Here is a 23923-nt window from a genome sequence, read left to right as displayed (position 1 = left end):
GGCGGACCATGCGGGTTTTTGCAATTCTGGTCGGGGTGAGAGGATTCGAACCTCCGGCCTCTACGTCCCGAACGTAGCGCTCTACCAGGCTAAGCTACACCCCGAATTCGACCAACTTGTACTCGATCTGTACTGCTACGCCGTTTCAGTCTCGTTTAAGACTGTCTCGACGTCGAGTAAGAACATAATTCTAACAGGCTTTCTTTGAAAATGGAATCAGGAAACGAAGAAATTGCTTTCGCCGCTGCTTCGGCTTCTTTCCGCGCACACTTCAGCGTGTGATCGAGCGCGCCAGAAGTCGTGATCGCGTGGAAGATCGTATCGAAACGATCCGTGCCGCCTTGCTCGATCGCTTCGCGTGCGAGCGCCGCCTGCTCGGCGGTGCCGTGCTCCATCAAATAGATGAGCGGCAGCGTGGGCTTGCCTTCGCGCAGATCGTCGCCGGCGTTCTTGCCCATCGATTCCGGCGTGCCGGTGTAGTCGAGCCAGTCGTCCATGATCTGGAACGCCGTGCCGATGCGCCGGCCGAACTCCGCCGCCGCCGCTTCGGTGCGCGCATCCGCGCCCGAGAGCACCGCGCCCAGTTGCGCCGCCGCCTCAAACAGCTTCGCCGTCTTGTAGCGGATCACCTGCATGTAACGCGCTTCGTCGACGTCCGGGTCGTGCATGTTGAGCAACTGCAGCACTTCGCCTTCGGAAATGATGTTGGTCGCGACCGAGAGAATCTCCATCACGCGCATCTTGCCGACGCTCACCATCATTTCGAACGAGCGCGAATAGAGGAAGTCGCCGACCAGCACGCTCGCCGCATTGCCGAAGAGCGCGTTCGCGGTCTTGCGGCCACGGCGCAGGTCGGATTCGTCGACGACGTCGTCATGCAGGAGCGTCGCCGTGTGGATGAATTCCACCACCGCCGCGAGTTCGTGCCGATGTCCGGTCGTGTCGCCGAGCGCGCCCGACACCAGCAGCAGGAGCGCCGGACGCAGCCGCTTGCCGCCCGCGCCGATGATGTACTCCGAAATCTGGTTGATCAGCATCACTTCTGATGCCAGGCGCTGCCGGATGACGCGATTGACCTGCTGCATGTCCTCGGCGATCGGGGCAAGCAGCGCGGCGGCGTTGGGAGAGGAAGTGGCGGTGGACGACATGATCGGCATTAAGGGTAATCCGGCGGATTATAAGGCGAATCCGACAGCCGACGGGTGTTTGGGGTGTCGAATCGCGCTGTGTCGCTGAAAATCGCGCGTGGTTCGACGGGTTTTCGCCGAGGATCGCGCCGGCCGCCTGCCCGCGCCGGGTGGGCTATCGCGCTTTGACGTCGAGCGTAACTCTATGTATAATCGCGTGTTTTCCCCCGCGTGGTGCGTGGGAAATTTGAAGTTTCCCGCGCGAGCGGGAAGAATTCTGAGTGAGGTTCTCAATGTACGCGGTCATAAAAACCGGCGGCAAGCAGTACAAAGTTGCCGTTGGCGAAAAATTGAAAGTAGAACAGATACCGGCAGACATTGACGCTGAAATCACGCTCGACCAGGTTCTCGCAGTAGGCGAAGGCGAATCGATTAAGTTCGGTACGCCGCTGGTCAGTGGGGCTTCCGTCAAGGCTACCGTCGTGTCGCAAGGTCGTCACAAGAAAGTGACCATCTTCAAGATGCGTCGCCGGAAGCACTACCAAAAGCACGCTGGCCATCGCCAGAACTACACCGAACTGCGCATCGACGCGATCAACGCGTAAGCGCACCGGTAAGGAGCTAAGCAAATGGCACACAAAAAAGCAGGCGGGTCTTCCCGCAACGGCCGCGACTCCGAGAGCAAACGACTCGGCGTGAAGGTGTACGGCGGCCAGGCAATCAATGCAGGCGGCATCATCGTTCGCCAGCGCGGCACGCGCATGCACCCGGGCGAGAACGTCGGCATCGGCAAGGATCACACCTTGTTCGCGCTGGCTGACGGCCACGTCAAGTTCGTGACCAAGGGCGCAGCACGCAAGCATACGGTCGTCGTCGTCCCGGCAGCGTAAGTTCTTACGCACGGGCTTCAGGACCGGAAAATGGCCCCGCGAAGTTTGCGGGGCCATTTTTATTTGGTGCGGTCAAATCGAATCATGAGTGACCGGGAATGTCGGTCACGGCAAAATACAGCAAACACGGGACGGAGCAACGCATGAAGTTCATTGACGAAGCGAGGATTGAAGTCATCGCCGGCGACGGGGGAGATGGCAGCGCGTCGATGCGCCGCGAAAAGTTCGTCCCGTTCGGCGGACCGGACGGCGGTGACGGCGGCCGCGGCGGCAGCGTCTATGCCATCGGCGATCGCAATATCAACACGCTGATCGACTACCGGTTTTCCAAGAAGCATCAGGCGCGCAACGGCGAAAACGGCCGCGGCGCGGATTGCTACGGCAAGGGCGGCGACGACATCACGCTGCGCATGCCGGTCGGCACGATCATTTCGGATCAGGAAACCGGCGAGATTATCGCGGACCTGACCGAGCACAATCAGCAGGTGCAGATTGCGCAAGGCGGCGCGGGCGGCCTCGGCAACCTGCACTTCAAGTCGAGCACGAATCGCGCGCCGCGTCAGAAAACCGACGGCAAGCCGGGCGAGCGCCGCATGCTCAAGCTCGAACTGAAAGTGCTCGCCGATGTCGGCCTGCTGGGCATGCCGAACGCGGGCAAGTCCACCTTCATCTCGTCGGTGTCGAACGCGCGGCCGAAGATTGCGGATTATCCGTTCACGACGCTCGCGCCGAATCTCGGCGTGGTGCGTGTCGGGCCGAGCAAGAGCTTCGTCATCGCCGATATTCCGGGTCTGATCGAAGGCGCGGCGGAAGGCGCGGGACTCGGGCATCGTTTCCTTCGGCACTTGCAGCGCACGGGCGTCCTGCTGCATCTCGTCGACATGGCGCCGTTCGATGAAAATGTCGATCCGGTCGCGGAAGCGAAGGCGATCGTCAACGAACTGCGCAAGTACGACGAGACGCTCTACGAGAAGCCGCGCTGGCTCGTGCTGAACAAGCTCGACATGGTGCCGGAAGACGAGCGCGCAGCGCGCATCGCCGATTTCGTCGAACGCTTCGAGTGGGACGGCCTGGTCTTCGAGATTTCCGCGCTGACGGGCCAGGGCTGCGAAGCGCTGACCTACGCGATCTACGACTATATTTCCCAGCATTCGGACGCGTCGCGCGCGGCGGAAGCGGAAGATCTGGCCGCCGATGTGCGCTTTCGGGACGAAGCGCGCGGCGACGCAACGAAGGAATAAGAGCAACCACGAGGAGAAAGCGCACGATGCGTTCGGTCATCGCCGCTGCGAAGCGAATCGTAGTGAAAGTTGGGTCCAGCCTCGTCACCAACGACGGGCGCGGGCTCGACCATGCAGCCATTTCTCGCTGGGCGGCGCAGATCGCGGCGCTGCGCGAGCAAGGCAAGGAAGTCGTGCTCGTGAGTTCGGGCGCGATTGCGGAAGGCATTCACCGGCTCGGCTGGACCAAGCGTCCGCGCGAGATCGACGAATTGCAGGCCGCCGCCGCGGTCGGTCAGATGGGGCTCGCGCAGGTGTATGAAAGCAGCTTCGGCGCGCACGGCATCCGCACCGCGCAGATTCTGCTGACCCACGCGGATCTCGCCGATCGCGAACGTTATCTGAACGCGCGCTCGACGCTGCTCACGCTGTTGCGCCTGGGCGCGGTGCCGATCATCAACGAAAACGACACCGTAATCACCGATGAAATCAAGTTCGGCGACAACGACACGCTCGGCGCGCTGGTCGCGAATCTGATCGAAGGCGATGCGCTTGTCATCCTCACCGATCAGCGCGGCCTGTTCACCGCCGATCCGCGCAAGGACCCGAACGCGACACTCGTCGAGCAGGCCGACGCCGGCACGCCGGAACTGGAGCAGATGGCCGGCGGCGCGGGTTCGAGCCTCGGGCGCGGCGGCATGCTGACCAAGATTCTCGCGGCGAAGCGCGCGGCGCATAGCGGCGCGAACACGGTGATCGCGAGCGGCCGCGAAGCCGACGTGCTGACGCGGCTCGCGTCGGGCGAATTGATCGGCACGCAGCTCATCGCACGCATGGCGCGCATGGCCGCACGCAAGCAGTGGATGGCGGATCACTTGCAGGTGCGCGGGCACGTCGTGATCGACGCAGGCGCGGTCAACAAGCTCACCGCAGACGGCAAGAGCTTGCTGCCGATCGGCGTGATCGACGTGAAGGGCGCGTTCGATCGCGGCGAGGTGATCGCCTGCGTCGACAATCAGGGGCGCGAGGTCGCGCGCGGCATCACGAACTACAGCAGTTCGGAAGCGCGGCTGATTCATCGGCGGCCGAGCGGGGAGATCGAAACCGTGCTCGGCTACATGCTGGAGCCCGAGCTGATCCATCGAGACAATCTCGTGCTCGTCTGAGCCGAAAAACGAAAACGCCCGCTGAAGTCCAGCGGGCGTTGTACTTTGGGCGCGGTGAAAATCAGCGCGAGTTGATCGAACTCTGCGTGCGCTTGTACTGAATGTTGTTGACGATCTGTTTCGCCGTGCCGACCGGCAGCTTGCTCGCGCAGAAATAATCCTGATAGAGCGCGGCCTGATACGCGTTCAGCTCGCCATTCTCGATGCGCTTGAAATCGAAGGCGACGCCCTGATCCCAGCCGTTCTGATCGTCGTTGATGCTCGCGTAGCGGCGCCATTCGTAGGTATCGCAACGAATGCCTTCATAGTTGACGTTGCGCGCGCCCGCCGGACTCGTCACGACGACCACGTAGCGCACGACGCCGTCCTTGCCGACCGTGAGCGAAGTCTTGTCGACGGAGAAGGTGAGCGGCGTGTTCTGCGAAACGTTGAACGCAAGCAGATTCGACGCTTGCGGCAAAGGCGGCAGCGTCTCGACTTTTTCCTCGGTCCAGTTCGGCTTGCGATCGAGCAGATAGGTGAACACGCCGTCGTCTTGCGTGGACGGCGCTTTGTTGCTGGAGCAGCCGGCGAGCACGGCCAGCGCTGCCGCGGATGCCGCGATTACCGCGAGTGTGGCGTTCACTTTCAATTGGGTCTTCCCGGAAACATACGCGCGGCCCTCGAAAAGCCGGCCCGCGAAACAAAGCGAGATGGCACGGCGAGAAGTTCGCCGTGCCATCGATCGCAATCGAGTTGAGTGTCAAAGTGTGCGAGGAACCGCCGCGACCGGTCTCACGATGAGCGGTGGACGATCACATGCACTTCTTCGCTGACCGTGCATTCTGCCTGAACCGCCGCGCCGGAGGCAGTTACGGCAGGTGCTTCGATCGTCATCGTCTGGAGCACGCGCGGGTAGCGCGGCCCATGATGCGCGGCGCGCTCGCCGCGTTCTCCGCGGGAGTTGGTGCGCCGCAGGAAGCGGGACAGCTCGGTGAGAGCCATTTGATAAACGTCGCGCTTGAACTCGATAACCGCGTCCAGCGGCACCCAATACTCGTTCCAGCGCCAGGCATCGAACTCCGGATGGTCCGTCGCGCGCAGACAGATGTCGCAATCGCGGCCTACCATGCGCAGCAGAAACCAGATCTGTTTCTGACCGCGATAATGACCGCGCACCTCGCGCTTGATGAACTTGTCCGGCACCTCATAACGCAGCCAGTCGCGTGTGCGACCGACAACTTTCACGTGCTCCGGAAGCAGACCGGTTTCTTCGTGTAACTCCCGATACATGGCTTGCACGGGGGTCTCGCCGTATTTGATGCCCCCTTGCGGAAACTGCCAGGAATGTTCACGCAGTCGTTTGCCCCAAAACACTTCGTTGCGCGCGTTCAAGAGGATGATGCCGACGTTCGGGCGAAAGCCTTCACGATCCAGCATACAGCCACCTTCAAATCCTTTAAAATTGCTTTGATTATAAACAGATAACGGACCCCGCGCATCGGTTCGAACCCGCGGCGCGCACCCCGGCGGCGGGGCATGAATTTCCGCGCCGGGTTTGCGGCTCTTTGCCAGGGTTTCCGGAAGACGGCAAAATCTTCTTCTTCATGCAAAGCCGTCGACCGTTTCAGTCGTTCACCTTGATACGCCAGCTCCGGCGCCACACAGGCTCCGCAGCGCGCGCCGCTTTTGGAAAATTTGAATGAAAGCATCCCGTTTCTTCATCGGCACCCTGAAAGAAGCTCCCGCCGACGCCGAAATCGTCAGCCACAGGCTGATGATGCGCGCCGGCATGATCCGCCGCGTCGCGGGCGGCATCTACGATTACATGCCGATCGGCCTGCGCTCGGTGCGCAAGGTCGAAGCCATCGTGCGTGAAGAGATGAACCGCGCGGGCGCGCTCGAATTGCTGATGCCCGCCGTGCAGCCCGCCGAACTGTGGCAGGAATCGGGCCGCTGGGAGCAGTACGGCCCGGAACTGCTGCGCTTCAAGGATCGTCACGAGCGCGATTTCGTCGTCGGCCCGACGCACGAGGAAGTCGTGACGGACATCGCGCGGCGCGACATCAAGAGCTATCGCCAGTTGCCGGTGAACTTCTACCAGATCCAGACGAAGTTCCGCGACGAAATCCGTCCGCGCTTCGGTGTGATGCGCGGCCGCGAGTTCATCATGAAGGACGCCTATTCCTTCGATAAGGACCTCGACGGCCTCGCCGAGTCGTATCGCAAGATGTACGAGGCGTACGTGCGCATCTTCACGCGCATCGGCCTGGAGTTCCGCGCGGTCGCGGCGGACAACGGCTCGATCGGCGGCAGCGGCTCGCACGAGTTCCACGTGATCGCCGATACGGGCGAGGACGACATCGCGTATTGCCCGACATCGGACTTCGCGGCGAACGTCGAGGCGGCGGATGCGCTGCCGCTCATCGCAGAACGCGCCGCGCCCACGGAAGAACTGAAGAAGACGCCGACGCCCGGCGCGGCGAAATGCGAGGCGGTCGCGCAGCTTCTGAACATTCCGCTCGAAAAGACCATCAAGTCGATCGTGCTCGCCACGGAGAACGAAGGCGCCGAGCCGACCATCTGGTTGCTGATGCTGCGCGGCGATCATTCGCTCAACGACATCAAGACGGGCAAGCTGCCGGGTCTTGCGGGCTATCGCTTCGCGACGGAAGCCGAGATCATCGAATGGTTCGGCACGCCGCCGGGCTATCTCGGCCCGATCGGCACGAAGAAGCCGGTGCGCGTGATCGCGGACCGCACGGTCGCGAACATGAGCGATTTCGTGGTGGGCACGAACGAGGTCGATTACCACACGACCGGCGTGAACTGGGGCCGCGATCTGCCGGAACCGGACGTGGCGGATATCCGCAATGTCGTCGCGGGCGATCCGTCGCCGGACGGCAAGGGTGCGCTCGAAATCTGCCGCGGCATCGAAGTGGGCCACGTGTTCCAACTGGGCACGAAGTATTCCGATTCGATGGGCGCGACGTTCCTCGACGAGAACGGCAAGCCCGCGCCGATGCAGATGGGCTGCTACGGCATCGGCGTCACGCGCGTGCTGGGCGCGGCGATCGAACAGAACTTCGATGACCGCGGCATCATCTGGCCGGAAGCCATCGCGCCGTTCGAAGTCGTGATCTGCCCGATGGGCTACGACCGCAGCGACGCCGTGCGCGAGCAGGCCGACAAGCTGTACGCCACGCTGCAGCAGCAGGGCATCGACGTGATTCTCGACGATCGCGGCGAGCGCCCGGGCGTGATGTTCGCGGACTGGGAACTGATCGGCGTGCCGCATCGCATCGTGATCGGCGATCGCGGGCTGAAGGAAGGCAAGCTCGAATATCAGGGCCGCCGCGATGCCGAAGCCACGCTGCTGCCGGTCGATGAAGCCGCTAACGTTGTGATCGAAAAAGTGCGGACCGCGCTCGGGAAGTAATGCAGTACAACTTTCTGTCGGCGACGATCCTGCTGCTGCTGATCACCGATCCGCTCGGCAATATCCCGATCTTCATCAATGCGTTGCGCGGCGTCGCGAAGGAGCGGCGCCGCGTCGTGATCCTTCGGGAAGTCGCGATCGCGTTCGGAATCCTGCTGGTGTTCATGATGGCGGGCGAGCGCTTTTTGCGCGCGATGAACCTCACGGATTTGTCGTTGCGCATCGCTGGCGGGATCGTGTTGTTTCTGATCGCGCTGCGCATGATCTTCCCGCATCCGGACGGCGCGATGGGCGGCGACTCACGCGGCGGCGAGCCGCTCATCGTGCCGCTCGCGATTCCGGCGCTGGCCGGGCCCTCGGCGCTCGCAACCGTGATGCTGCTGACCTCGCAAGCGCCCGGCAAGATGCTGGAGTGGGTCGGCGCGCTCACGGTCACGATGATCGTCTGCGCGACCGTGCTGATTCTTGCGGAAAAGATTCAGCAGTGGCTCGGCGAGCGTGTCGTCACAGCGTTCGAGCGCTTGATGGGTTTGGTGCTCGTCGCGATTTCCGTCGAGATGATCTTGACGGGGATACGCACCTTCGTGCATCAGCTTCAATGAAAAAGCGGCCGGTTGGCCGCTTTTTTTTGACTTACGCCCCTTCGGTCAACGCCCGAATCGTCGGCAAATTCCGCCAATACCCTTTGGCATCCATCCCGCATCCGAAAACATACCGGTCCGGCACCTCGAATCCACAGAAATCCGGACGCAGCGGCTTCGCCTTCGGAATGATCTTCTCGCACAGCACCGCCGACAGGAACGTCTTCGCGCCCATCGCCATGATGCGGTCGCGGATGGCGGCCATCGTTTCGCCTTCGTCGAGAATGTCGTCGAGCACGAGCACCACGCGATCCTTCACCGATTCCGCCGGCGCCACGCGCCACTGCATCTCGCTGCCGCCCTTGATGGCGTTGCGATAGCGTGTCAGGTGGATGTAATCAAACTCCAGCGGGAAATCCAGATGCGGCAGCAGCATGCCCGTGAACACGGCCGCGCCCCCCATCACCGAAAGTACGAGCGGGAAGTCGTCCTGCGTCGCCGCCTTGATGGACGAGGCCATCTTGCCGATCGATGCGTTGACTTCGTCAGCCGTCACGATCTCTTCCGAGTGGCTGAAAATATGGAGGGCTTCTTCGCGATTCATAGGGAAAGCGGGGAAAGGCAGACTACTTAGTGTGGAAAAAAACGGCGGCGTGCGCCATATGATAAACCCGCGCTTCGTTCGAGTCGGACGCCCGAAGAGAACGCGGGTTCAATAAAAATGCGGTTCAGCGCATGCCGGGCAGCATGCCCTTCATGCCGCGCATCATTTTCTGAAGGTTGCCGCCCTTCAGCTTCTTCATCATGCCGCGCATCTGCTCGTATTGATTGAGCATGCGGTTCACTTCCTGAACGTGCACGCCCGCGCCCGCGGCGATGCGGCGTTTGCGCGCCGCCTTGATGAGTTCGGGCTTCGCGCGCTCCTTGATGGTCATGGAGTTGATGATGCCTTCCATGCGGCGCATCTGCTTCTCGGCGTTGTTCATGTCCGCGCCTTGCGCCGCCTGCTGGAACTGTGCCGGCAATTTATCCATGAGCGACGACAATCCGCCCATGTTCTTCATCTGCGCGAGCTGTGCCTTGAAGTCGTTCAGGTCGAAGTCGCCGCCTTTCTTGACCTTGTCGGCGAGCTTTTGCGCGGCCGCGGTATCCACGCCGCGCTGCGCTTCCTCGACGAGCGCGAGAATGTCGCCCATGCCGAGAATCCGGTTCGCCATGCGGTCCGGATGGAACACTTCGAGGCCGTCCAGCTTTTCGGCGACGCCGACGAACTTGATCGGCTTGCCCGTGACGTGACGCACGGAGAGCGCCGCACCGCCGCGCGAATCGCCGTCGAGCTTGGTGAGCACGACGCCGGTGAGCGGCAGCGCGTCGTTGAACGCCTTGGCCGTGTTGACCGCGTCCTGACCCAGCATGGCATCGACGACGAAGAGCGTTTCGGCGGGCTTCAGCAAGCCGTGCAGCTCGCTGATTTCCTTCATCATCGCTTCGTCGATACCGAGGCGGCCGGCCGTATCGACGATCACGACGTCGTGATAGTGGCGCTTGGCCCAGTCGATCGCCGCGCGGGCGATGTCGGCGGGCTTCTGGTTCGGCTCGGACGGGAAGAAGTCCGCGCCGACCTGCTCCGTCACCGTCTGCAACTGGCGGATCGCGGCGGGGCGATACACGTCGACGGAAACCGTGAGCACCTTCTTCTTGCTCTTCTCGCGCAGCAGCTTGGCGAGCTTGCCGGTGGTCGTGGTTTTACCCGCGCCCTGCAGGCCGGCCATCAGGATGACGGCGGGCGGCGCGACGGCGAGATTCAGTTCCGCGGCCTTGCCTTCGTAATCGCCGCCGATCACGGCCGTCAGTTCTTTCTGCACGACGCCGACGAGCGCCTGACCCGGCGAGAGGCTCGACAGCACTTCCTCGCCGAGCGCCTTTTCCTTCACCTTCGCGATGAACTCGCGCACGACGGGCAGCGCCACGTCCGCTTCGAGCAGCGCGAGGCGCACTTCCCGCAACATCTCTTGCGTGTTGGCCTCGGTGAGCCGAGCCTCGCCGCGCAGCGTCTTGACGACGCGCGCCATCCGTTGAGTCAGGTTATCGAGCATGGGGAAACGGTAGAGAATGCGGCCCTTTTTCGACGCGAAACGTCCTGCCGCCCCGCGCTGGCGCAAGGGGGAAAACGTCGTGGATCAAGGGCCTAGTGTAAACTTCGAACATGGATATTGTACTGTATGCCCTCACTGCGCTTCTCTACGGCGGACTCGCCGTGGCGGGCTGGCGCGCGCATCGCCACACGGCCGTGGAGCCGGCGCTGGCCGGCGTGCCCACGGGCATCGCGCCGGCCGCCGCGCCCAGGAAACCGGCCGACATGGGCAACCTGGGCCGCGCTCTATTATTAGTAGCGCTGCTCGTGCACGGCCTGCTGCTGCACGCCACGATCTTTCCCCAGAACGCGATGGTCTTCGGCTTCGCGTTCGCGCTCTCCGCGATGTTCTGGCTCGGCGCGGGCATCTACTGGATCGAGAGCTTCTTCTTCCCGCTCGACGGCTTGCGCCTGCTCGTGCTGCCGCTCGCGTGCATCGCGTCGCTCCTGCCGCTTCTTTTCGGCGGCGTGCGCGTGCTGTCGTATTCCGCCGCGCCGATGTTCAAGCTGCATTTCCTGATCGCGAACATCGCGTACGGGCTCTTCGCGATCGCCGCGCTGCACGCGGTGCTCATGTTGATGCTCGAACGCCGCCTGCAGCGCATGCGCGGCATGGCGACGCGTCACGCCGGCAACGGCTGGCTCGCGAGCTGGCTCGACACGCTGCCGCCGCTCCTGACACTCGAAAAACTGCTGTTCCGTCTGATCGCGGCGGGCTTCGTGCTGCTCACGCTCACGCTCGTGTCGGGCATCGCGTTCAACGAACAACTGGTCGATCGCGCGTTGCGTCTCGATCACAAAACCGTGTTCGCCTTCGTCTCCTGGCTGATGTTCGGCGCGTTGCTCACCGCCCGCCGCATTTCCGGATGGCGCGGACGCGCCGCGTTGCGCTGGGTGCTCGCTTCGTTCGCCGCGCTGCTGCTCGCGTATGTCGGCAGCCGCTTCGTGTTCGAAGTGCTGCTGCATCGCGCGGTCGTCTGAGCGCAGGAAGCGCGCACTCTTTACCGGCATTTGAATCGATGCGAAATTTCATCTTCCTGATCGTCCTCTTCTTCGTGTGCCAATGGCTCCTGAAGAAACTGCGCCGCGCGAACGAACGCGCGCAGCAAGGCGACGCCCAAGCGGGCGGGGCGAGTGCCGGCGGCGCGTTCGGCGCGCGCCGGACGAGAAACGGCAACGGCAACGGCGCCGCGCCGCACGATGCACCGCAACTCACCGATCCGCTCATCCGCTGCGCGCAATGCGGCGTGCATACGCCGCGCAGCGAATCGATCGTCGTCGCGGGCGAGCGCTTCTGTTGCGCCGATCACGCGCGCCATTACGCGGCCCGTCCGACTGGCCGCGACGCGCGATGAACGCTCACGCCGCATCGAAGCGCGATCCGCACATCGACGCGCAAGGCTGGCTCACGGACGCGACGCGCCTGCCGTCGCCGAACTTCGAGGCGCGTCCGGACGGCGCGGTGCCGACGCTCATCGTCGTGCACAACATCAGCCTGCCGCCCGACGATTTCACGACCGACGCGATCGCCGAGTTCTTCCTCAACACGCTCGATCACGACGCGCATCCGTACTTCGATCAGTTGCGCGGCATGCGTGTGTCGGCGCACTTCGTGATCCGCCGCGACGGCGAAATCCGGCAATTCGTTTCCTGCGACGAACGCGCGTGGCACGCGGGCGTCTCGTCGTTCTGCGGACGCGAGCGCTGCAACGATTTCTCGATCGGCATCGAGCTCGAAGGCAGCGACCGCCTGCCGTTCGAGGACGCGCAATACGCAGCGCTCACGCGGCTGGCGCGCATCATCGTGAAGCGCTATCCGATCGATGCGGTGGCCGGTCATTCCGATATCGCGCCCGGCCGCAAGACCGATCCGGGCCCCCACTTCGACTGGCAGCGCCTGCGTCATGACAGCGCGTTGCCGCCGTCGTTCTTCCCCTTTCTGTCCAACATCTGACGCCGCGTAAGGTCTTTCTCGCTGCGGCGCAACAGGGTCGCGCGGGAGGCCTTGTCGTGCTTCGCCATAGCAAAAGTCAACCCCGCAGCGGCATGTCGAAGGCAAATAAAACTTTTTGAGACTGCGCGGATGTCCACTATACTTGGTGCCGAAAGACGTACTTGGCACTAGATCTTGTGTTGTTGTGGCGGCGCCCGCTCAGTAGAGCCGGCGCCGTCGGCTTTCCGGCGTAGAAGAAGTTTGGCTGGCCCGGGGCGATGCGCGAGGCGGTTCTCTCAGCGAGGGAGGGGCGCCGGGCGCATCGGGCGCCAGCGAGCAGCACCGTGAAAAGGCAAGCAAGCGAGCGCGAGTTGCGTCGACCGACACCGCGCGCCAACGCGGGCACCGCATGAGACGCCAAGAACAATGCGGGCCGTAAGCGCCGCGATTCGTGTTATCTGGCCTGCTGCATTCACAGCCCGGCTATACCGCCAAAACACCGCGCGAGCGTCGTGAAGTTCTCGCGAAGCGCGGCATAAGTGATAAATCCGCGGACCATCCGCACCATTCGAACACCAGGAGTTTTGCACATGCAAACCACCGAGAACGCCACGACTTCCTTCGAAGGCGCCTCCGCACAGCCGATGGGCGGCGCGCAAGCCGTGGGCGCAGAGGCGCTCGCGCCGAACACGACGTTTGCCGACTACAAGGTCATCCGTCGCAACGGAAGCGTGGTGTCGTTCGAGCCGACGAAAATCGCGATCGCCGTGACGAAGGCATTCATCGCCGTGAACGGTGGCCAGGGCGCAGCCTCCGCGCGCGTGCGCGAACTCGTCGAGCAACTGACGCAAGCGGTCGTGCGCGCGCTCGTGCGCAGCCGTCCGCACGGCGGCACGTTCCATATCGAAGACATTCAGGATCAGGTCGAGCTCGCGCTGATGCGCGGCGGCGAGCACAACGTCGCGCGCGCCTACGTGCTGTATCGCGAGAAGCGCTCGCAGCAGCGCACGCAAGAGCGCTCGGCCGGAGAGCACGCGCAGGCGCACGAAGGCGGCGTCATCAACGTGACGGACAACGGCGTCACGCATCCGCTCGACATGGACGCGCTGAAGGCGCTGATCGTCTCCGCCTGCGCCAATCTGGGCGATGCGGTGTCCGCCGATCCGATCGTCGCGGAAACGGTGAAGAACCTGTACGACGGCGTGCCGATGTCGCAGGTCTACGACTCGGCGATCCTCGCCGCGCGCACGATGATCGAGAAGGACCCGGCGTACAGCCAGGTCACGTCGCGCATCCTGCTGCACACGATCCGCCGCGAAATTCTCGAAGGCGAAGTGACGCAAGCCGAAATGGGCGAGCGCTACGCCGAGTACTTCCCGCTGTTCATCAAGCGCGGCGTGGAAGCCGGCCTGCTCGACGACAAGCTGCAACAGTTCGACCTGAAGCGCCTCGGCGCCGCGCTCGACGCGAACCGCGATCTGCAATTCGGCTACCTCGGCCTGCAAACGCTGTACGACCGCTACTTCCTGCACGTCGAAGGCACGCGCATCGAGTTGCCGCAGGCATTCTTCATGCGTGTCGCGATGGGCCTGTCGCTCAACGAAATCGACCGCGAAGCGCGCGCCATCGAGTTCTACAACGTGCTGTCGTCGTTCGACTTCATGTCATCGACGCCGACGCTGTTCAACTCGGGCACGCATCGCTCGCAATTGTCGTCGTGCTATCTGACGACGGTGTCCGACGACCTCGACGGCATCTACGAGGCGCTCAAGGAAAACGCGCTGCTCTCGAAGTTCGCGGGCGGTCTCGGCAACGACTGGACGCGCGTGCGCGCCCTCGGCTCGCACATCAAGGGCACGAACGGCAAATCGCAAGGCGTGGTGCCGTTCCTGAAGGTCGTGAACGACACGGCCGTCGCGGTGAACCAGGGCGGCAAGCGCAAGGGCGCGGTGTGCGCGTACCTGGAGTCGTGGCACCTCGACATCGAGGAATTCCTCGAACTGCGCAAGAACACGGGCGATGACCGTCGCCGCACGCACGACATGAACACGGCGAACTGGATTCCCGACCTGTTCATGAAGCGCGTCGTCGAAGGCGGCGACTGGACGCTGTTCTCGCCGTCGACCTGCCCGGACCTGCACGATCTGTTCGGCGCGGACTTCGAGAAGGCCTACGTCGCTTACGAAGAGAAAGCCGCGCGCGGCGAGATCAAGCTGTTCAAGAAGCTGCCGGCGGCGCAACTGTGGCGCAAGATGCTGGGCATGCTGTTCGAAACGGGCCATCCGTGGATCACGTTCAAGGACCCGTGCAACGTGCGTTCGCCGCAGCAGCACGTGGGCGTCGTGCATTCGTCGAACCTGTGCACGGAAATCACGCTGAACACGAGCGAGACGGAAATCGCCGTGTGTAACCTCGGCTCGGTGAACCTCGTCGCGCACATGGTCAAGCAGGCCGATGGCACGTACGCGCTGGATCACGCGAAGCTCAAGCGCACCATCAGCGTGGCGATGCGCATGCTCGACAACGTCATCGACATCAACTACTACGCGGTGCCGAAGGCGCGTAACTCGAACCTGAAGCATCGTCCGGTGGGCATGGGCATCATGGGCTTCCAGGACTGCCTGCATCTGCTGCGCACGCCGTACGCGTCGGGCGACGCGGTCGAGTTCGCGGATCGCTCGATGGAAGCCGTCTGCTACTACGCCTACTACGCATCGACGGAGCTGGCGGAAGAGCGCGGCCGTTACGCGACGTATCGCGGCTCGCTGTGGGATCGCGGCATTCTTCCGCAGGATTCGCTCAAGCTGCTGGCTGACGCGCGCGGCGGTTACGTGGAAGTGGATTCGTCCGAATCGATGGATTGGCCCGCGCTGCGTTCGCGCATCTCGCAGTACGGCATGCGCAACTCGAACTGCGTGGCGATCGCACCGACGGCGACGATTTCGAACATCATCGGCGTGTCGGCGTGTATCGAGCCGACGTTCCAGAACCTGTACGTGAAGTCGAATCTGTCGGGCGAATTCACGGTCGTGAACGATTACCTCGTGCGTGACCTGAAGGCGCGCGGCCTGTGGGACGAAGTGATGGTGTCGGATCTGAAGTACTTCGACGGCACGCTCTCGCGCATCGACCGCATTCCGGCCGATCTGCGCGCGATCTACGCGACCGCGTTCGAAGTCGATCCGAAGTGGCTCGTCGAGGCGGCGTCGCGCCGTCAGAAGTGGATCGACCAGGCGCAGTCGCTGAACATCTACATGGCGGGCGCGTCGGGCAAGAAGCTCGACGAGGTCTACAAGCTCGCGTGGATTCGCGGCCTCAAGACGACGTACTACCTCCGCACGATGGCGGCGACGCACGTCGAGAAGTCGACGGTGGCGCATGGTGCGTTGAATGCGGTGCCTTCGGGTGATGGCGGTTCTGGCGCGGCTGGCGGCTTTGGTGGTGGCGTAGGCGGTGGTGCTGCGGCAGCTGGCAATGGCGGCTTTAACGCGGCGGCGAGCGCACCGGCGGCCGAAGCGGCTCCCGAGGCCGACGGTCCCGTGTGCATGATGCGTCCGGGGGATCCGGGGTTCGACGAGTGCGAGGCTTGTCAGTAAGGTTCGACTGAGTTAGTCGGAGCGGGCCGGTATCGGGGCAGGGTTGTGCTTGCTTTCGGTGTCGGTCCGTTTTGCTTTTTTTTTCGCTGGATCCCGTTTTCTTGGTGGTCTATTGGCGCTGCCCCTCCCCGGGGCGGGGGTAACTTTCTTTGCTGCTGCAAAGAAAGTCACCAAAGAAAGCAGCTTCTCACCGCCGGCGGTCACACGCAGTTTGGCCACTCTTCTCCTCGGGGAACGGCACTCGTCTAAGTGTCGCCCTCAAGAATCAGCCGGGCTTGGACCGCGCACGGTCTGACTCGCCATAACTTCGAACACGCTGGTTCAGCACGAAATAGCTTCGGCACAGCGCTACGCGCTGCCGCTGGGTATGCGAGGGAAACCAACGAGCACGAGTGCACTCGCAAACCCGATAAGCCGGTCGGCCGCGAAGCGGGCCGGAGCTTGAAATGGCTGTACCAGTTTGTGGTGTGGTGCGATGTGACGGACCGTGCGCGATCCAGGCCCGATTGGGCCTATGGGGGCACTCTTTAGGCGAGGGCCGTTCCCCGAGGAGAAGAGTGGCCAACGTGCGTGTGACCGCGGGCGGTGACAAAGCTGCTTTCTTTGGTGACTTTCTTTGCAGCAGCAAAGAAAGTTACCCCTCCGCCGGGGAGGCGGTTACTGAGCAAGGGGCAAGAAGCCAGCAGAAGCAAGAAGGCAGCGAACAATCCTCACCCCCGCGTGCCACGCGAAATCTCAGTCCCCGCATCATGCGCCAGCCGCGCCGTAATCGGCATGGAAAGAAACGAGAAAAACCCAACAACAACAAACGCAGGCCAGAAATCCGACCATTGCACACTCGCATGACCGTTCAGATATTGCGAGAGTTCGAGCGTGATCCCCGCGACGGTCACGCCAAGCCCCAGCGACACCTGCTGCACAAAGCTCGCGAGACTGGTCGCACGGCCAACATCGCGTGTTTCGATCTCCGCATACGCGAGCGAATTGAGGCTCGTGAACTGCAACGCGGGAAAGAAGCCGCCGAGCAGCACGACAGCCCAGATCACCCACGTCGGCGTGCCGGGAAAGAACGCGCCGCACGCCGCGATGGCGATGCCCGACAGCGCCGCGTTGTAGAAGAGCGTCTGCCGGAAGCCGAAGCGATGCAGCACGCGCGATGCGAGCGAGCGCATGAACATGCCGCCGAACGCGGACGCGCAGGTAATCGCGCCGGACTTGAACGCGGTCATGCCGAGGCCTTCCTGCAGCGCGAGCGGCAGAAGAAACGGCACCGCGCCGAGCCCGATGCGAAACATCGAGCCGCCCAGCACGCTCGCCTGGAAGGTCGGCACACGGAAGAAGCGCAAATCGAGCAGCGGCTTTTCCGCGCGCCGCGCGTGCACGCAGTACAGCACGACCATCAGCGCGCCGGCGGCGCACATCGCGTAGGCGGTGCCTTGCGGAATCAGTTCGCCGCCGACGAGCGAGAGCCCGAGCAAGAGCAGCACGCCCGCGCCCGCCGAGAGGAAAAAGCCGAACCAGTCGAGCCGGCCCGGATGTTCCTCGTGCGAGTTGGCGATGTAGCGGTTGGTCAGATAGATGCCGATGATGCCGATCGGGATGTTGATGAAGAAGATCAGGCGCCAGTGCAGATAGGTCGTGATGAAGCCGCCGAGCAGCGGCCCGACCGCGGGTCCGAGCATTGCGGGCACGGAGAGATAGTTCATCGCGCGAATGAACTCCGAGCGGCGCACCGAGCGAAAGATGATGATGCGGCCGACGGGCACCATCATCGCGCCGCCGACACCCTGAATGAAGCGCGCGACGGTGAACGGTCCGAGCGATGTCGATGCCGCGCAGAGCAGCGAGCCGACGACGAACACGCCGATGGCCGCGCGGAATACGGCGCGTGCGCCGAAACGGTCGGCGACCCAGCCGCAGATCGGAATGAAGACGCCGAGCCCGAGCACGTAGCTCGTGACCGCAACCTTCAACGTAACGGGATCGCGTCCGAAGGCGCGCGCCATTTCGGGAATCGCGGTGACGATCACATTCGCGTCGACGCTTTCCATGAACATCGCGCACGCGACGATGAGAGGGGCGATGAAAGCTTTGACGGCGAGCGGCATGGTGAATCGCGATCGACACTTGGCGGCAAGAGCGGCGATTATGGCACCGATATGGAGCGGTCGCTGAGCGATCGAAGCGCGATACGTGCTGCGATGAACATTGAACGAGGAGTGAAGAAGCGATGGACCCGCAGGATCTGCAACGGCTCGTCACGCAGACGATGCCTTACGGCAAGTACAAGGATCGCGTGCTCGCCGATCTGCCCGGCCACTATCTCGCGTGGTTCGCGCGTGAGGGTTTTCCACAGGGCAAGCTCGGTGCGCTGCTCGCGTTGATGCACGAGATCGACCATAACAATCTGCGCTCGCTGCTCGATCCTCTGCGTGGCAGATGAGCGCTTTGGCTGTGAAAAGCAGCGCCGCGTAAACACGCTATAGGTTGTAGAGATGGTATTTGCAAGCACAAGATATTGTGGAAATTAGAGACGCAGAATGCTAGACTTCGGCAACGGTTTTCGAGGCGCGGGGCAGGCAACGGAGCGTGATGCGAGACGCCCGCGCAAGCATGTTTGAAGTGAAGCAAAGCGCGTTCGACGGCATGCATCGAAGCGCATCGAAGCGCGGGCAAATCGATCGCTCGTTGAGAGATGTTTCGCATCGCATCGAGTGTGGTCGCGAAGACATCCGTCGATGAGCAAAGTGAGCGAGCTTGCGAAGCGTTCGTTATCGAACGCATCAACGCGCCGATGTGCGCAGCGAAGGACGGCATGCGTTGCGCGCTCGCACGGAGCACCGGCCGCAACGCCTTGCGCGGCGCGGCTTTCAGGGCATCGATACGAAGCGCTCGAAGCACATCGCGAAGCCTTCGACATCACTCGATCAGGACCGCTTCACACACGATTCGAGACGTACGGCATCGAGCTTCGAACATGAAGCGAAGAGCCAAGTGTTGTATGCAGGTAGCAACGCCGAATCTAAATCGCATGAAAACGAGAATTTTCATGAGCAAACTCTTTTATCGCTCATGAAAAGATGGTACAAACCGATCTAAATTGATGGTGAGAATTTATGCTCAACTGGGATGACGAGACCACTGCCGTAGCTCCCTCGAGCGCTTCGCAACCGAACGCGTTGCGTCACGCTCAAGGCACGACTTTCGGTACGCAGGCAGCGCAAGCTGCGGCTCATCAAGCTGCCCATCACACTGCTCAAGCGAACAACATCTTTTCCGATGGCTTCGTTCCGCCCGCAGCCGCAATTCCATCCGCCGGCGCGATCGCCGCGCAGAGCGAAGCGCGCGTCAATGTCGCCGACAAGCGCATCATCAACGGCCAGACCGACGTCAATCAGCTCGTTCCGTTCAAGTACAAGTGGGCGTGGGAGAAGTACCTCGCCGGCTGCGCGAACCACTGGATGCCGCAGGAAGTGAACATGTCGCGCGACATCGCCCTGTGGAAAGACCCGAACGGTCTCTCGGACGACGAGCGCCGCATCGTCAAGCGCAATCTCGGCTTCTTCGTCACGGCGGACTCGCTCGCCGCGAACAACATCGTGCTCGGCACGTACCGTCACATCACCGCTCCGGAGTGCCGCCAGTTCCTGCTGCGCCAGGCGTTCGAAGAGGCGATCCACACGCACGCGTACCAGTACATCGTCGAATCGCTGGGCCTCGACGAGAGCGAGATCTTCAACGCGTATCACGAAGTGAAGTCGATCCGCGACAAGGACGAGTTCCTCATTCCGTTCATCAATACGCTGACAGACCCGGCCTTCACCACCGGCACGCTGGAAGCGGACCAGAAATTGCTGAAGTCGTTGATCGTGTTCGCCTGCATCATGGAAGGGCTGTTCTTCTATGTGGGGTTCACGCAGATTCTGGCGCTGGGTCGCCAGAACAAGATGACGGGCGCGGCGGAGCAGTATCAGTACATCCTCCGCGACGAGTCGATGCACTGCAACTTCGGCATCGACCTCATCAACCAGATCAAGCTGGAAGAGCCGCAACTGTGGACCGCCGAATTCAAGGCGGAGATCCGCGAGCTCTTCAAGCAGGCTGTCGATCTCGAATATCGCTACGCTGAAGACACCATGCCGCGCGGGGTGCTCGGCCTGAATGCGTCGATGTTCAAGAGCTACTTGCGCTTCATCTGCAACCGGCGTTGCCAGCAGATCGGGCTTGACCCGCTCTTCCCGAACGAGGAAAACCCGTTCCCATGGATGAGCGAAATGATCGACTTGAAGAAGGAACGCAACTTCTTCGAGACACGCGTGATTGAGTATCAAACCGGCGGCGCGCTGACCTGGGAATAATAAAAATCCAGGACGTGTTGCAGACGAAATCGATGGGATGGACGGGCAGCAGCGTGTCGCTCACGCGCGCCCGGCCGACAAGGTTTAGGAGAACGGTCGCCTGATGCAAAGTGCGCCTACTGACTTAGCGGGCCAAGTGGCTCGAATAGAAGACAGGCGTTTTGCGTTCCCTGCAAAGGGATGGGCAAACTTCCCCCCGGAAAATGCCAGCGGCAAGCTCGCTGGCTCGATCAAGCGATGGCCGGCGCCGCGAAGAAGCGGTGCTGACTTAATTTGGCGCGCGGTGCCTCGGGGCACGGCGCGCCTTGCCGTATTCATTAGCGTAAGCAGGTGGGATCAGCGTACGCCGATGAATAATCCGCTTCGTAGCGTGCGTTATCGAGAAGGCGACACGTGGGAAGCGGGTTTTGACGAAGGGTGTTGTTTGAACTGACTCTCATCTGAAAACCTGAAGGAGAAAATCATGGCAGTTGCCAAGAAAAAACCCGCCGCGAAAAAGGCTGCAGCAAAGAAAGTCACCGCCAAGAAGGCCGCTCCGGCGAAGAAGGTTGCCGCTAAGAAGGTCGCTGTGAAGAAGGTTGCAGCGAAGAAAGTAGCAGCGAAGAAGGTCGCGGCCAAGAAGGTCGCAGCGAAGAAAGTGGCAACCAAGAAAGTCGCAGCAAAGAAGGTAGCGGCGAAGAAGGTTGCCGCTAAGAAGGTCGCGGCGAAGAAGGTCGCAGCCAAGAAGGCGCCGGCGAAAAAGGCCGCAGCAAAGAAAGTCGCGACCAAGAAGGTAGCGGCGAAGAAGGCTGCAGCGAAGAAAGCGCCTGCGAAGAAGGCCGCGGCGAAGAAGGCGCCCGCGAAGAAGGCCGCAGCGAAGAAGGCCGCTGCGAAAAAAGCCCCCGCGAAAAAGGCTGCTGCGAAGACCGCAGCCGCTGCGCCTGCGCCTGCTCCTGCTGCGAAGAAAGCCCCCGCGAAGAAAGCTCCGGCCAAGAAGGCCGCTGCTGCGAAGAAGACCACGGCTGCCGCTCCTGCAACGACGGCAACGACCGTATCGGCGCCTGCTCCGGCTCCGGCCGCTGCGGTCAAGACGGCGTTGAACCCGGCAGCGGCATGGCCGTTCCCGACGGGCAGCCGTCCGTAACGTCTCGCGGTACGCGACACCCAGGCACACTTCGCTGTGCCCTTAGCCGGGTAGGCCTACCCGGCCTGAACCCGTCGCTGGAGAAATCCGGCGGCGGGTTTTTCACTTCGGCCAACGAATCACATCGAGCTTCGGCCGCGCGCTTTTGCGCGGCAAACAAAAAGCGCATGCATCTTTCGATACATGCGCTTTGTTGAGCGAGGCGCTCGCCGGCGGCGGCGCCTATTCCTCGGTTGAATGCCTCAGTGGAATGCCTCAGTGAGTCACGCGCGTGACGCCGCCGCTCGACAGCAGACGCACCCGCTCGCCCGCCTGAAAGACTTCGCCGTTCGCCGTCTGCGTGATTGCGCGAAGATCGCCGTTATCGAGGCGTACGGTGATCTCCAGACCGTTCTTCATCGCGACACTGTTCTCGACCGCGTTGCCCGCCACGGCGCCCGCCAGGCCGCCGATGATGCCTGCGATGATCGAGCCATTGCCGCCGCCGATCGCGCTCGCCGCCGCGACGCCGCCAAGCGCGCCGCCGCCGATGGTGCCGAGACCGGTCGGCTGGCCGTTGTTCGAGCTGATCTTCACGCCGCGCACGCTTTCGACGGTCGCCATGCGCACCGTTTCCTCGCGCTGCGCCTGGGACGCCGTGTAGACGTCCGAAGAGCTGCTGTTGTAGGCGCAGCCGGTCAGCGCCACCGAGCCGACGAGCGCCATTGCCAGCGCGATACGACTTATCGTTTTCATTCCCTTACTCCAATCATTCAGAACAGGCTGCTTCCGAAGGCCTGCTTGAAACGCTCTTCGATTTCGGCGCGCGTCGGCGCGTAGGTTTGCGGCCCCTGATGTTCGATTTTCAGCGAACCCATCAGACTCGCGAGACGACCCGTTTTCTCCCAGCCAAGCTTGTTTTCGATGCCGTACAGCAGGCCGCCGCGAAATGCGTCGCCGCAACCGGTCGGATCGACCACCTGAGCCGCCTTCACGACGGGAATCTCGAGCACGCCACCTTCATGATAGATCTGCGCGCCGTGTTCGCCACGTGTGATCACGAGGGCTTCGACGCGGCTTTTGATGTCTTCGATCGACCAGCCGGTCTTGTTGCTCAGCAACTTGGCTTCGTAATCGTTGACCGCCACGTAGGTGGCGAGTTCAATCATGCGACAAAGTTCCACGCCTTCGAGAATCGGCAATCCCTGGCCCGGGTCGAACACGAACGGCACGCCCGCGCGCGCCAGGCCTTCGGCGTGCTCACGCATGCCTTGTGCCCCGTCGGGCGCGACGATGCCGAGCGAGATGCCTTGCGCTTCGTCGGCACGGTTGAGGTGCGATTCCATCATCGCGCCGGGGTGGAACGCGGTGATCTGATTGTTGGCGAGATCGGTCGTGATGAAGCACTGCGCCGAGTGCTGATCGGCCAGCACGCGCACGTAGTCCTTCGACAGACCGAGCGCGTCGAGCCGGTCGATATAGAGCTGCGAATCGGCCGCGCCGAGCGTCGCCATGATCTTCGGTTCGCCGCCGAGCAGCTTGAGCGCATACGCGATGTTGCCCGCGCAGCCGCCGAAGTTGCGCCGCATCGTCGGCACCAGGAAGCTGATGTTCAGCATATGCACCTGGTCCGGCAGGATGTGGTCGCCGAAGCGGCCCTGGAAAGTCATGATGTTGTCGTAGGCGAGCGAGCCGCAGATGAGCGTAGCCAAGGCGAACGTCCTTTATGAATGGAAGAGGCGCAGACGGCGCGCGGCGAAGGGTTCACCGCGCCTCGTATGCGCGGACCGCTCCGCATGCGGGCGGTCCATCGCAAAACTTACTTCAGTGCAGCGAGCGCGGCGTCGTAGTTCGGTTCCTGCTTGATTTCGGTCACGAGCTCCGAATGCAGAACCTTGTTGTTCTCGTCCAGCACGACGACCGCGCGCGCCGTCAGGCCTTTGAGCGGGCCGCTCGTCACGTCGACGCCATAGGCCTGCGCGAATTCGTGGCCGCGGAAGGTCGAGGCCGTCACGCAGTTTTCGATGCCTTCCGTGGTGCAGAAGCGCTTCGCCGCGAACGGCAGATCGCCCGAGACCACGAGGACGACCGTGTTGTCGAGCTTCGTTGCCGCTTCGTTGAATTTGCGCGTCGAGGTGGCGCAGGTCGGCGTGTCGAGGCTCGGCACGATGTTCAGCACCTTGCGCTTGCCCGCGAAGTTCGCGAGCTTGATGTCGCCGAGATCCGTGCCGACGAGCGTGAATTCGGGCGCCTGCTGGCCCGCGCCCGGAAACGTGCCGCCGACGTCGATGGGATTGCCGCCGAGGGTAACTTGACTCATGTTGCGCTCCAGAGAATTGTCAGATGCTGACGGGAAAATCGCGCGTGCGAAGCCTTGAGGCAGCGACGCGCGTCGTGC

24 protein-coding genes and 1 tRNA gene are annotated in these 23923 nt (G+C 62.6%); 14 read left to right on the top strand and 11 right to left on the bottom strand.

Features of this window, described 5'->3' with window-relative positions:
* Nucleotides 1-27: 27 nt before the first annotated feature.
* Together AWB70_RS29230 and AWB70_RS29225 are read right to left on the bottom strand one after the other, a co-directional pair.
* Nucleotides 28-104 (bottom strand) — tRNA-Pro (locus tag AWB70_RS29230).
* 51 nt (nt 105-155) lie between these two features.
* Nucleotides 156-1148, bottom strand: a complete 993-nt coding sequence (locus AWB70_RS29225) for a polyprenyl synthetase family protein (protein WP_014192316.1) — start codon at nt 1146-1148, stop codon at nt 156-158.
* A gap of 272 nt (nt 1149-1420) precedes the next feature.
* On the opposite strand from AWB70_RS29225, the gene rplU reads away from it, so the two are divergent.
* The 4 genes from rplU (at nt 1421) to proB (ending at nt 4403) form a co-directional block, all read left to right on the top strand.
* A complete protein-coding gene (gene rplU, locus AWB70_RS29220) occupies nt 1421-1732 on the top strand; it encodes a 50S ribosomal protein L21 (protein WP_014192315.1) in 312 nt (103 codons plus the stop codon).
* Nucleotides 1733-1756: 24 nt separating this feature from the next.
* Nucleotides 1757-2017, top strand: a complete 261-nt coding sequence (gene rpmA / locus AWB70_RS29215; protein WP_014192314.1) for a 50S ribosomal protein L27 — start codon at nt 1757-1759, stop codon at nt 2015-2017.
* Nucleotides 2018-2160: 143 nt separating this feature from the next.
* Complete coding sequence (gene cgtA, locus AWB70_RS29210) at nt 2161-3258, top strand: Obg family GTPase CgtA (protein ID WP_053568799.1); 1098 nt, start codon at nt 2161-2163, stop codon at nt 3256-3258.
* 26 nt (nt 3259-3284) lie between these two features.
* Complete coding sequence (proB, locus tag AWB70_RS29205) at nt 3285-4403, top strand: glutamate 5-kinase (RefSeq protein WP_053568798.1); 1119 nt, start codon at nt 3285-3287, stop codon at nt 4401-4403.
* Nucleotides 4404-4464: 61 nt separating this feature from the next.
* Here proB and AWB70_RS29200 read toward each other — a convergent pair whose 3' ends face one another.
* From AWB70_RS29200 to AWB70_RS38515, 3 genes are all read right to left on the bottom strand, one after another.
* Nucleotides 4465-5028, bottom strand: coding sequence for a CNP1-like family protein (locus AWB70_RS29200; protein WP_053568824.1), 564 nt, complete (start codon nt 5026-5028; stop codon nt 4465-4467).
* Nucleotides 5029-5177: 149 nt separating this feature from the next.
* A complete protein-coding gene (locus tag AWB70_RS29195) occupies nt 5178-5822 on the bottom strand; it encodes an RNA pyrophosphohydrolase (RefSeq protein ID WP_014192310.1) in 645 nt (214 codons plus the stop codon).
* Complete coding sequence (locus AWB70_RS38515; RefSeq protein ID WP_143281721.1) at nt 5774-6094, bottom strand: hypothetical protein; 321 nt, start codon at nt 6092-6094, stop codon at nt 5774-5776. The genes AWB70_RS29195 and AWB70_RS38515 overlap by 49 nt, the downstream gene beginning before the upstream one ends.
* Here AWB70_RS38515 and AWB70_RS29190 point away from each other — a divergent pair.
* Nucleotides 6085-7821, top strand: coding sequence for a proline--tRNA ligase (locus AWB70_RS29190; RefSeq protein ID WP_053568797.1), 1737 nt, complete (start codon nt 6085-6087; stop codon nt 7819-7821). The two genes, AWB70_RS38515 and AWB70_RS29190, sit on opposite strands and share 10 nt — an antisense overlap.
* Nucleotides 7821-8423, top strand: a complete 603-nt coding sequence (locus tag AWB70_RS29185; protein WP_053568796.1) for a MarC family protein — start codon at nt 7821-7823, stop codon at nt 8421-8423. The genes AWB70_RS29190 and AWB70_RS29185 overlap by 1 nt, the downstream gene beginning before the upstream one ends.
* 31 nt (nt 8424-8454) lie before the next feature.
* On the opposite strand, the gene AWB70_RS29180 is transcribed toward AWB70_RS29185, so the two are convergent.
* Together AWB70_RS29180 and ffh are read right to left on the bottom strand one after the other, a co-directional pair.
* Nucleotides 8455-9006: a hypoxanthine-guanine phosphoribosyltransferase gene (locus tag AWB70_RS29180; RefSeq protein WP_053568795.1), complete on the bottom strand. Its 552-nt coding sequence runs from the start codon at nt 9004-9006 to the stop codon at nt 8455-8457.
* Nucleotides 9007-9130: 124 nt separating this feature from the next.
* Nucleotides 9131-10498: a signal recognition particle protein gene (gene ffh, locus AWB70_RS29175; RefSeq protein ID WP_014192306.1), complete on the bottom strand. Its 1368-nt coding sequence runs from the start codon at nt 10496-10498 to the stop codon at nt 9131-9133.
* Between the two features lie 110 nt (nt 10499-10608).
* Here ffh and AWB70_RS29170 point away from each other — a divergent pair, with 110 nt between their 5' ends.
* From AWB70_RS29170 to AWB70_RS29155, 4 genes are all read left to right on the top strand, one after another.
* The gene (locus AWB70_RS29170; RefSeq protein ID WP_053568794.1) at nt 10609-11517 is read left to right on the top strand and encodes a cytochrome C assembly family protein; all 909 of its coding nucleotides are present in this window, start codon (nt 10609-10611) and stop codon (nt 11515-11517) included.
* Nucleotides 11518-11555: 38 nt separating this feature from the next.
* Nucleotides 11556-11891 (top strand): PP0621 family protein, encoded by a 336-nt coding sequence (locus AWB70_RS29165; RefSeq protein ID WP_053568793.1) that lies wholly within the window; start codon nt 11556-11558, stop codon nt 11889-11891.
* The gene (gene ampD, locus AWB70_RS29160) at nt 11888-12490 is read left to right on the top strand and encodes a 1,6-anhydro-N-acetylmuramyl-L-alanine amidase AmpD (RefSeq protein WP_053568792.1); all 603 of its coding nucleotides are present in this window, start codon (nt 11888-11890) and stop codon (nt 12488-12490) included. Before AWB70_RS29165 ends, ampD begins: the two co-directional genes overlap by 4 nt.
* 569 nt (nt 12491-13059) lie before the next feature.
* On the top strand, nt 13060-16065 hold the full coding sequence (locus tag AWB70_RS29155) for a ribonucleoside-diphosphate reductase subunit alpha (RefSeq protein WP_053568791.1): 3006 nt from the start codon (nt 13060-13062) through the stop codon (nt 16063-16065).
* A gap of 710 nt (nt 16066-16775) precedes the next feature.
* Here the strand turns inward: AWB70_RS29155 and AWB70_RS29145 are convergent.
* Nucleotides 16776-18173 (bottom strand): MFS transporter, encoded by a 1398-nt coding sequence (locus tag AWB70_RS29145; protein ID WP_014192301.1) that lies wholly within the window; start codon nt 18171-18173, stop codon nt 16776-16778.
* 122 nt (nt 18174-18295) lie between these two features.
* Here AWB70_RS29145 and AWB70_RS29140 point away from each other — a divergent pair, with 122 nt between their 5' ends.
* From AWB70_RS29140 to AWB70_RS29120, 4 genes are all read left to right on the top strand, one after another.
* Nucleotides 18296-18508 carry a DUF3820 family protein gene (locus AWB70_RS29140; RefSeq protein ID WP_014192300.1) on the top strand — a complete coding sequence of 71 codons (213 nt, stop codon included), beginning with the start codon at nt 18296-18298 and terminating at the stop codon, nt 18506-18508.
* Nucleotides 18509-19181: 673 nt separating this feature from the next.
* Nucleotides 19182-20423, top strand: coding sequence for a ribonucleotide-diphosphate reductase subunit beta (locus AWB70_RS29130; RefSeq protein WP_041730658.1), 1242 nt, complete (start codon nt 19182-19184; stop codon nt 20421-20423).
* A gap of 103 nt (nt 20424-20526) precedes the next feature.
* Complete coding sequence (locus tag AWB70_RS39420; protein ID WP_075644240.1) at nt 20527-20856, top strand: hypothetical protein; 330 nt, start codon at nt 20527-20529, stop codon at nt 20854-20856.
* 30 nt (nt 20857-20886) lie between these two features.
* Nucleotides 20887-21546 carry a histone H1-like DNA-binding protein gene (locus tag AWB70_RS29120; RefSeq protein ID WP_045451067.1) on the top strand — a complete coding sequence of 220 codons (660 nt, stop codon included), beginning with the start codon at nt 20887-20889 and terminating at the stop codon, nt 21544-21546.
* 255 nt (nt 21547-21801) lie between these two features.
* Here AWB70_RS29120 and AWB70_RS29115 read toward each other — a convergent pair whose 3' ends face one another.
* The 3 genes from AWB70_RS29115 to tpx all read right to left on the bottom strand — a co-directional run bounded on the left by AWB70_RS29115 (nt 21802) and on the right by tpx (nt 23845).
* Nucleotides 21802-22281: an outer membrane lipoprotein gene (locus AWB70_RS29115; protein ID WP_053568789.1), complete on the bottom strand. Its 480-nt coding sequence runs from the start codon at nt 22279-22281 to the stop codon at nt 21802-21804.
* Between the two features lie 17 nt (nt 22282-22298).
* On the bottom strand, nt 22299-23237 hold the full coding sequence (locus tag AWB70_RS29110; protein ID WP_053568788.1) for a carbohydrate kinase family protein: 939 nt from the start codon (nt 23235-23237) through the stop codon (nt 22299-22301).
* A 107-nt stretch (nt 23238-23344) separates the two neighbouring features.
* Nucleotides 23345-23845 carry a thiol peroxidase gene (gene tpx / locus AWB70_RS29105; protein ID WP_014192294.1) on the bottom strand — a complete coding sequence of 167 codons (501 nt, stop codon included), beginning with the start codon at nt 23843-23845 and terminating at the stop codon, nt 23345-23347.
* Nucleotides 23846-23923 lie beyond the last annotated feature (78 nt).

It is taken from the genome of Caballeronia cordobensis, from assembly GCF_001544575.2.
Classification (GTDB): Bacteria; Pseudomonadota; Gammaproteobacteria; order Burkholderiales; family Burkholderiaceae; genus Caballeronia; species Caballeronia cordobensis.
This window is presented reverse-complemented; position numbering and strand designations above follow the sequence as displayed.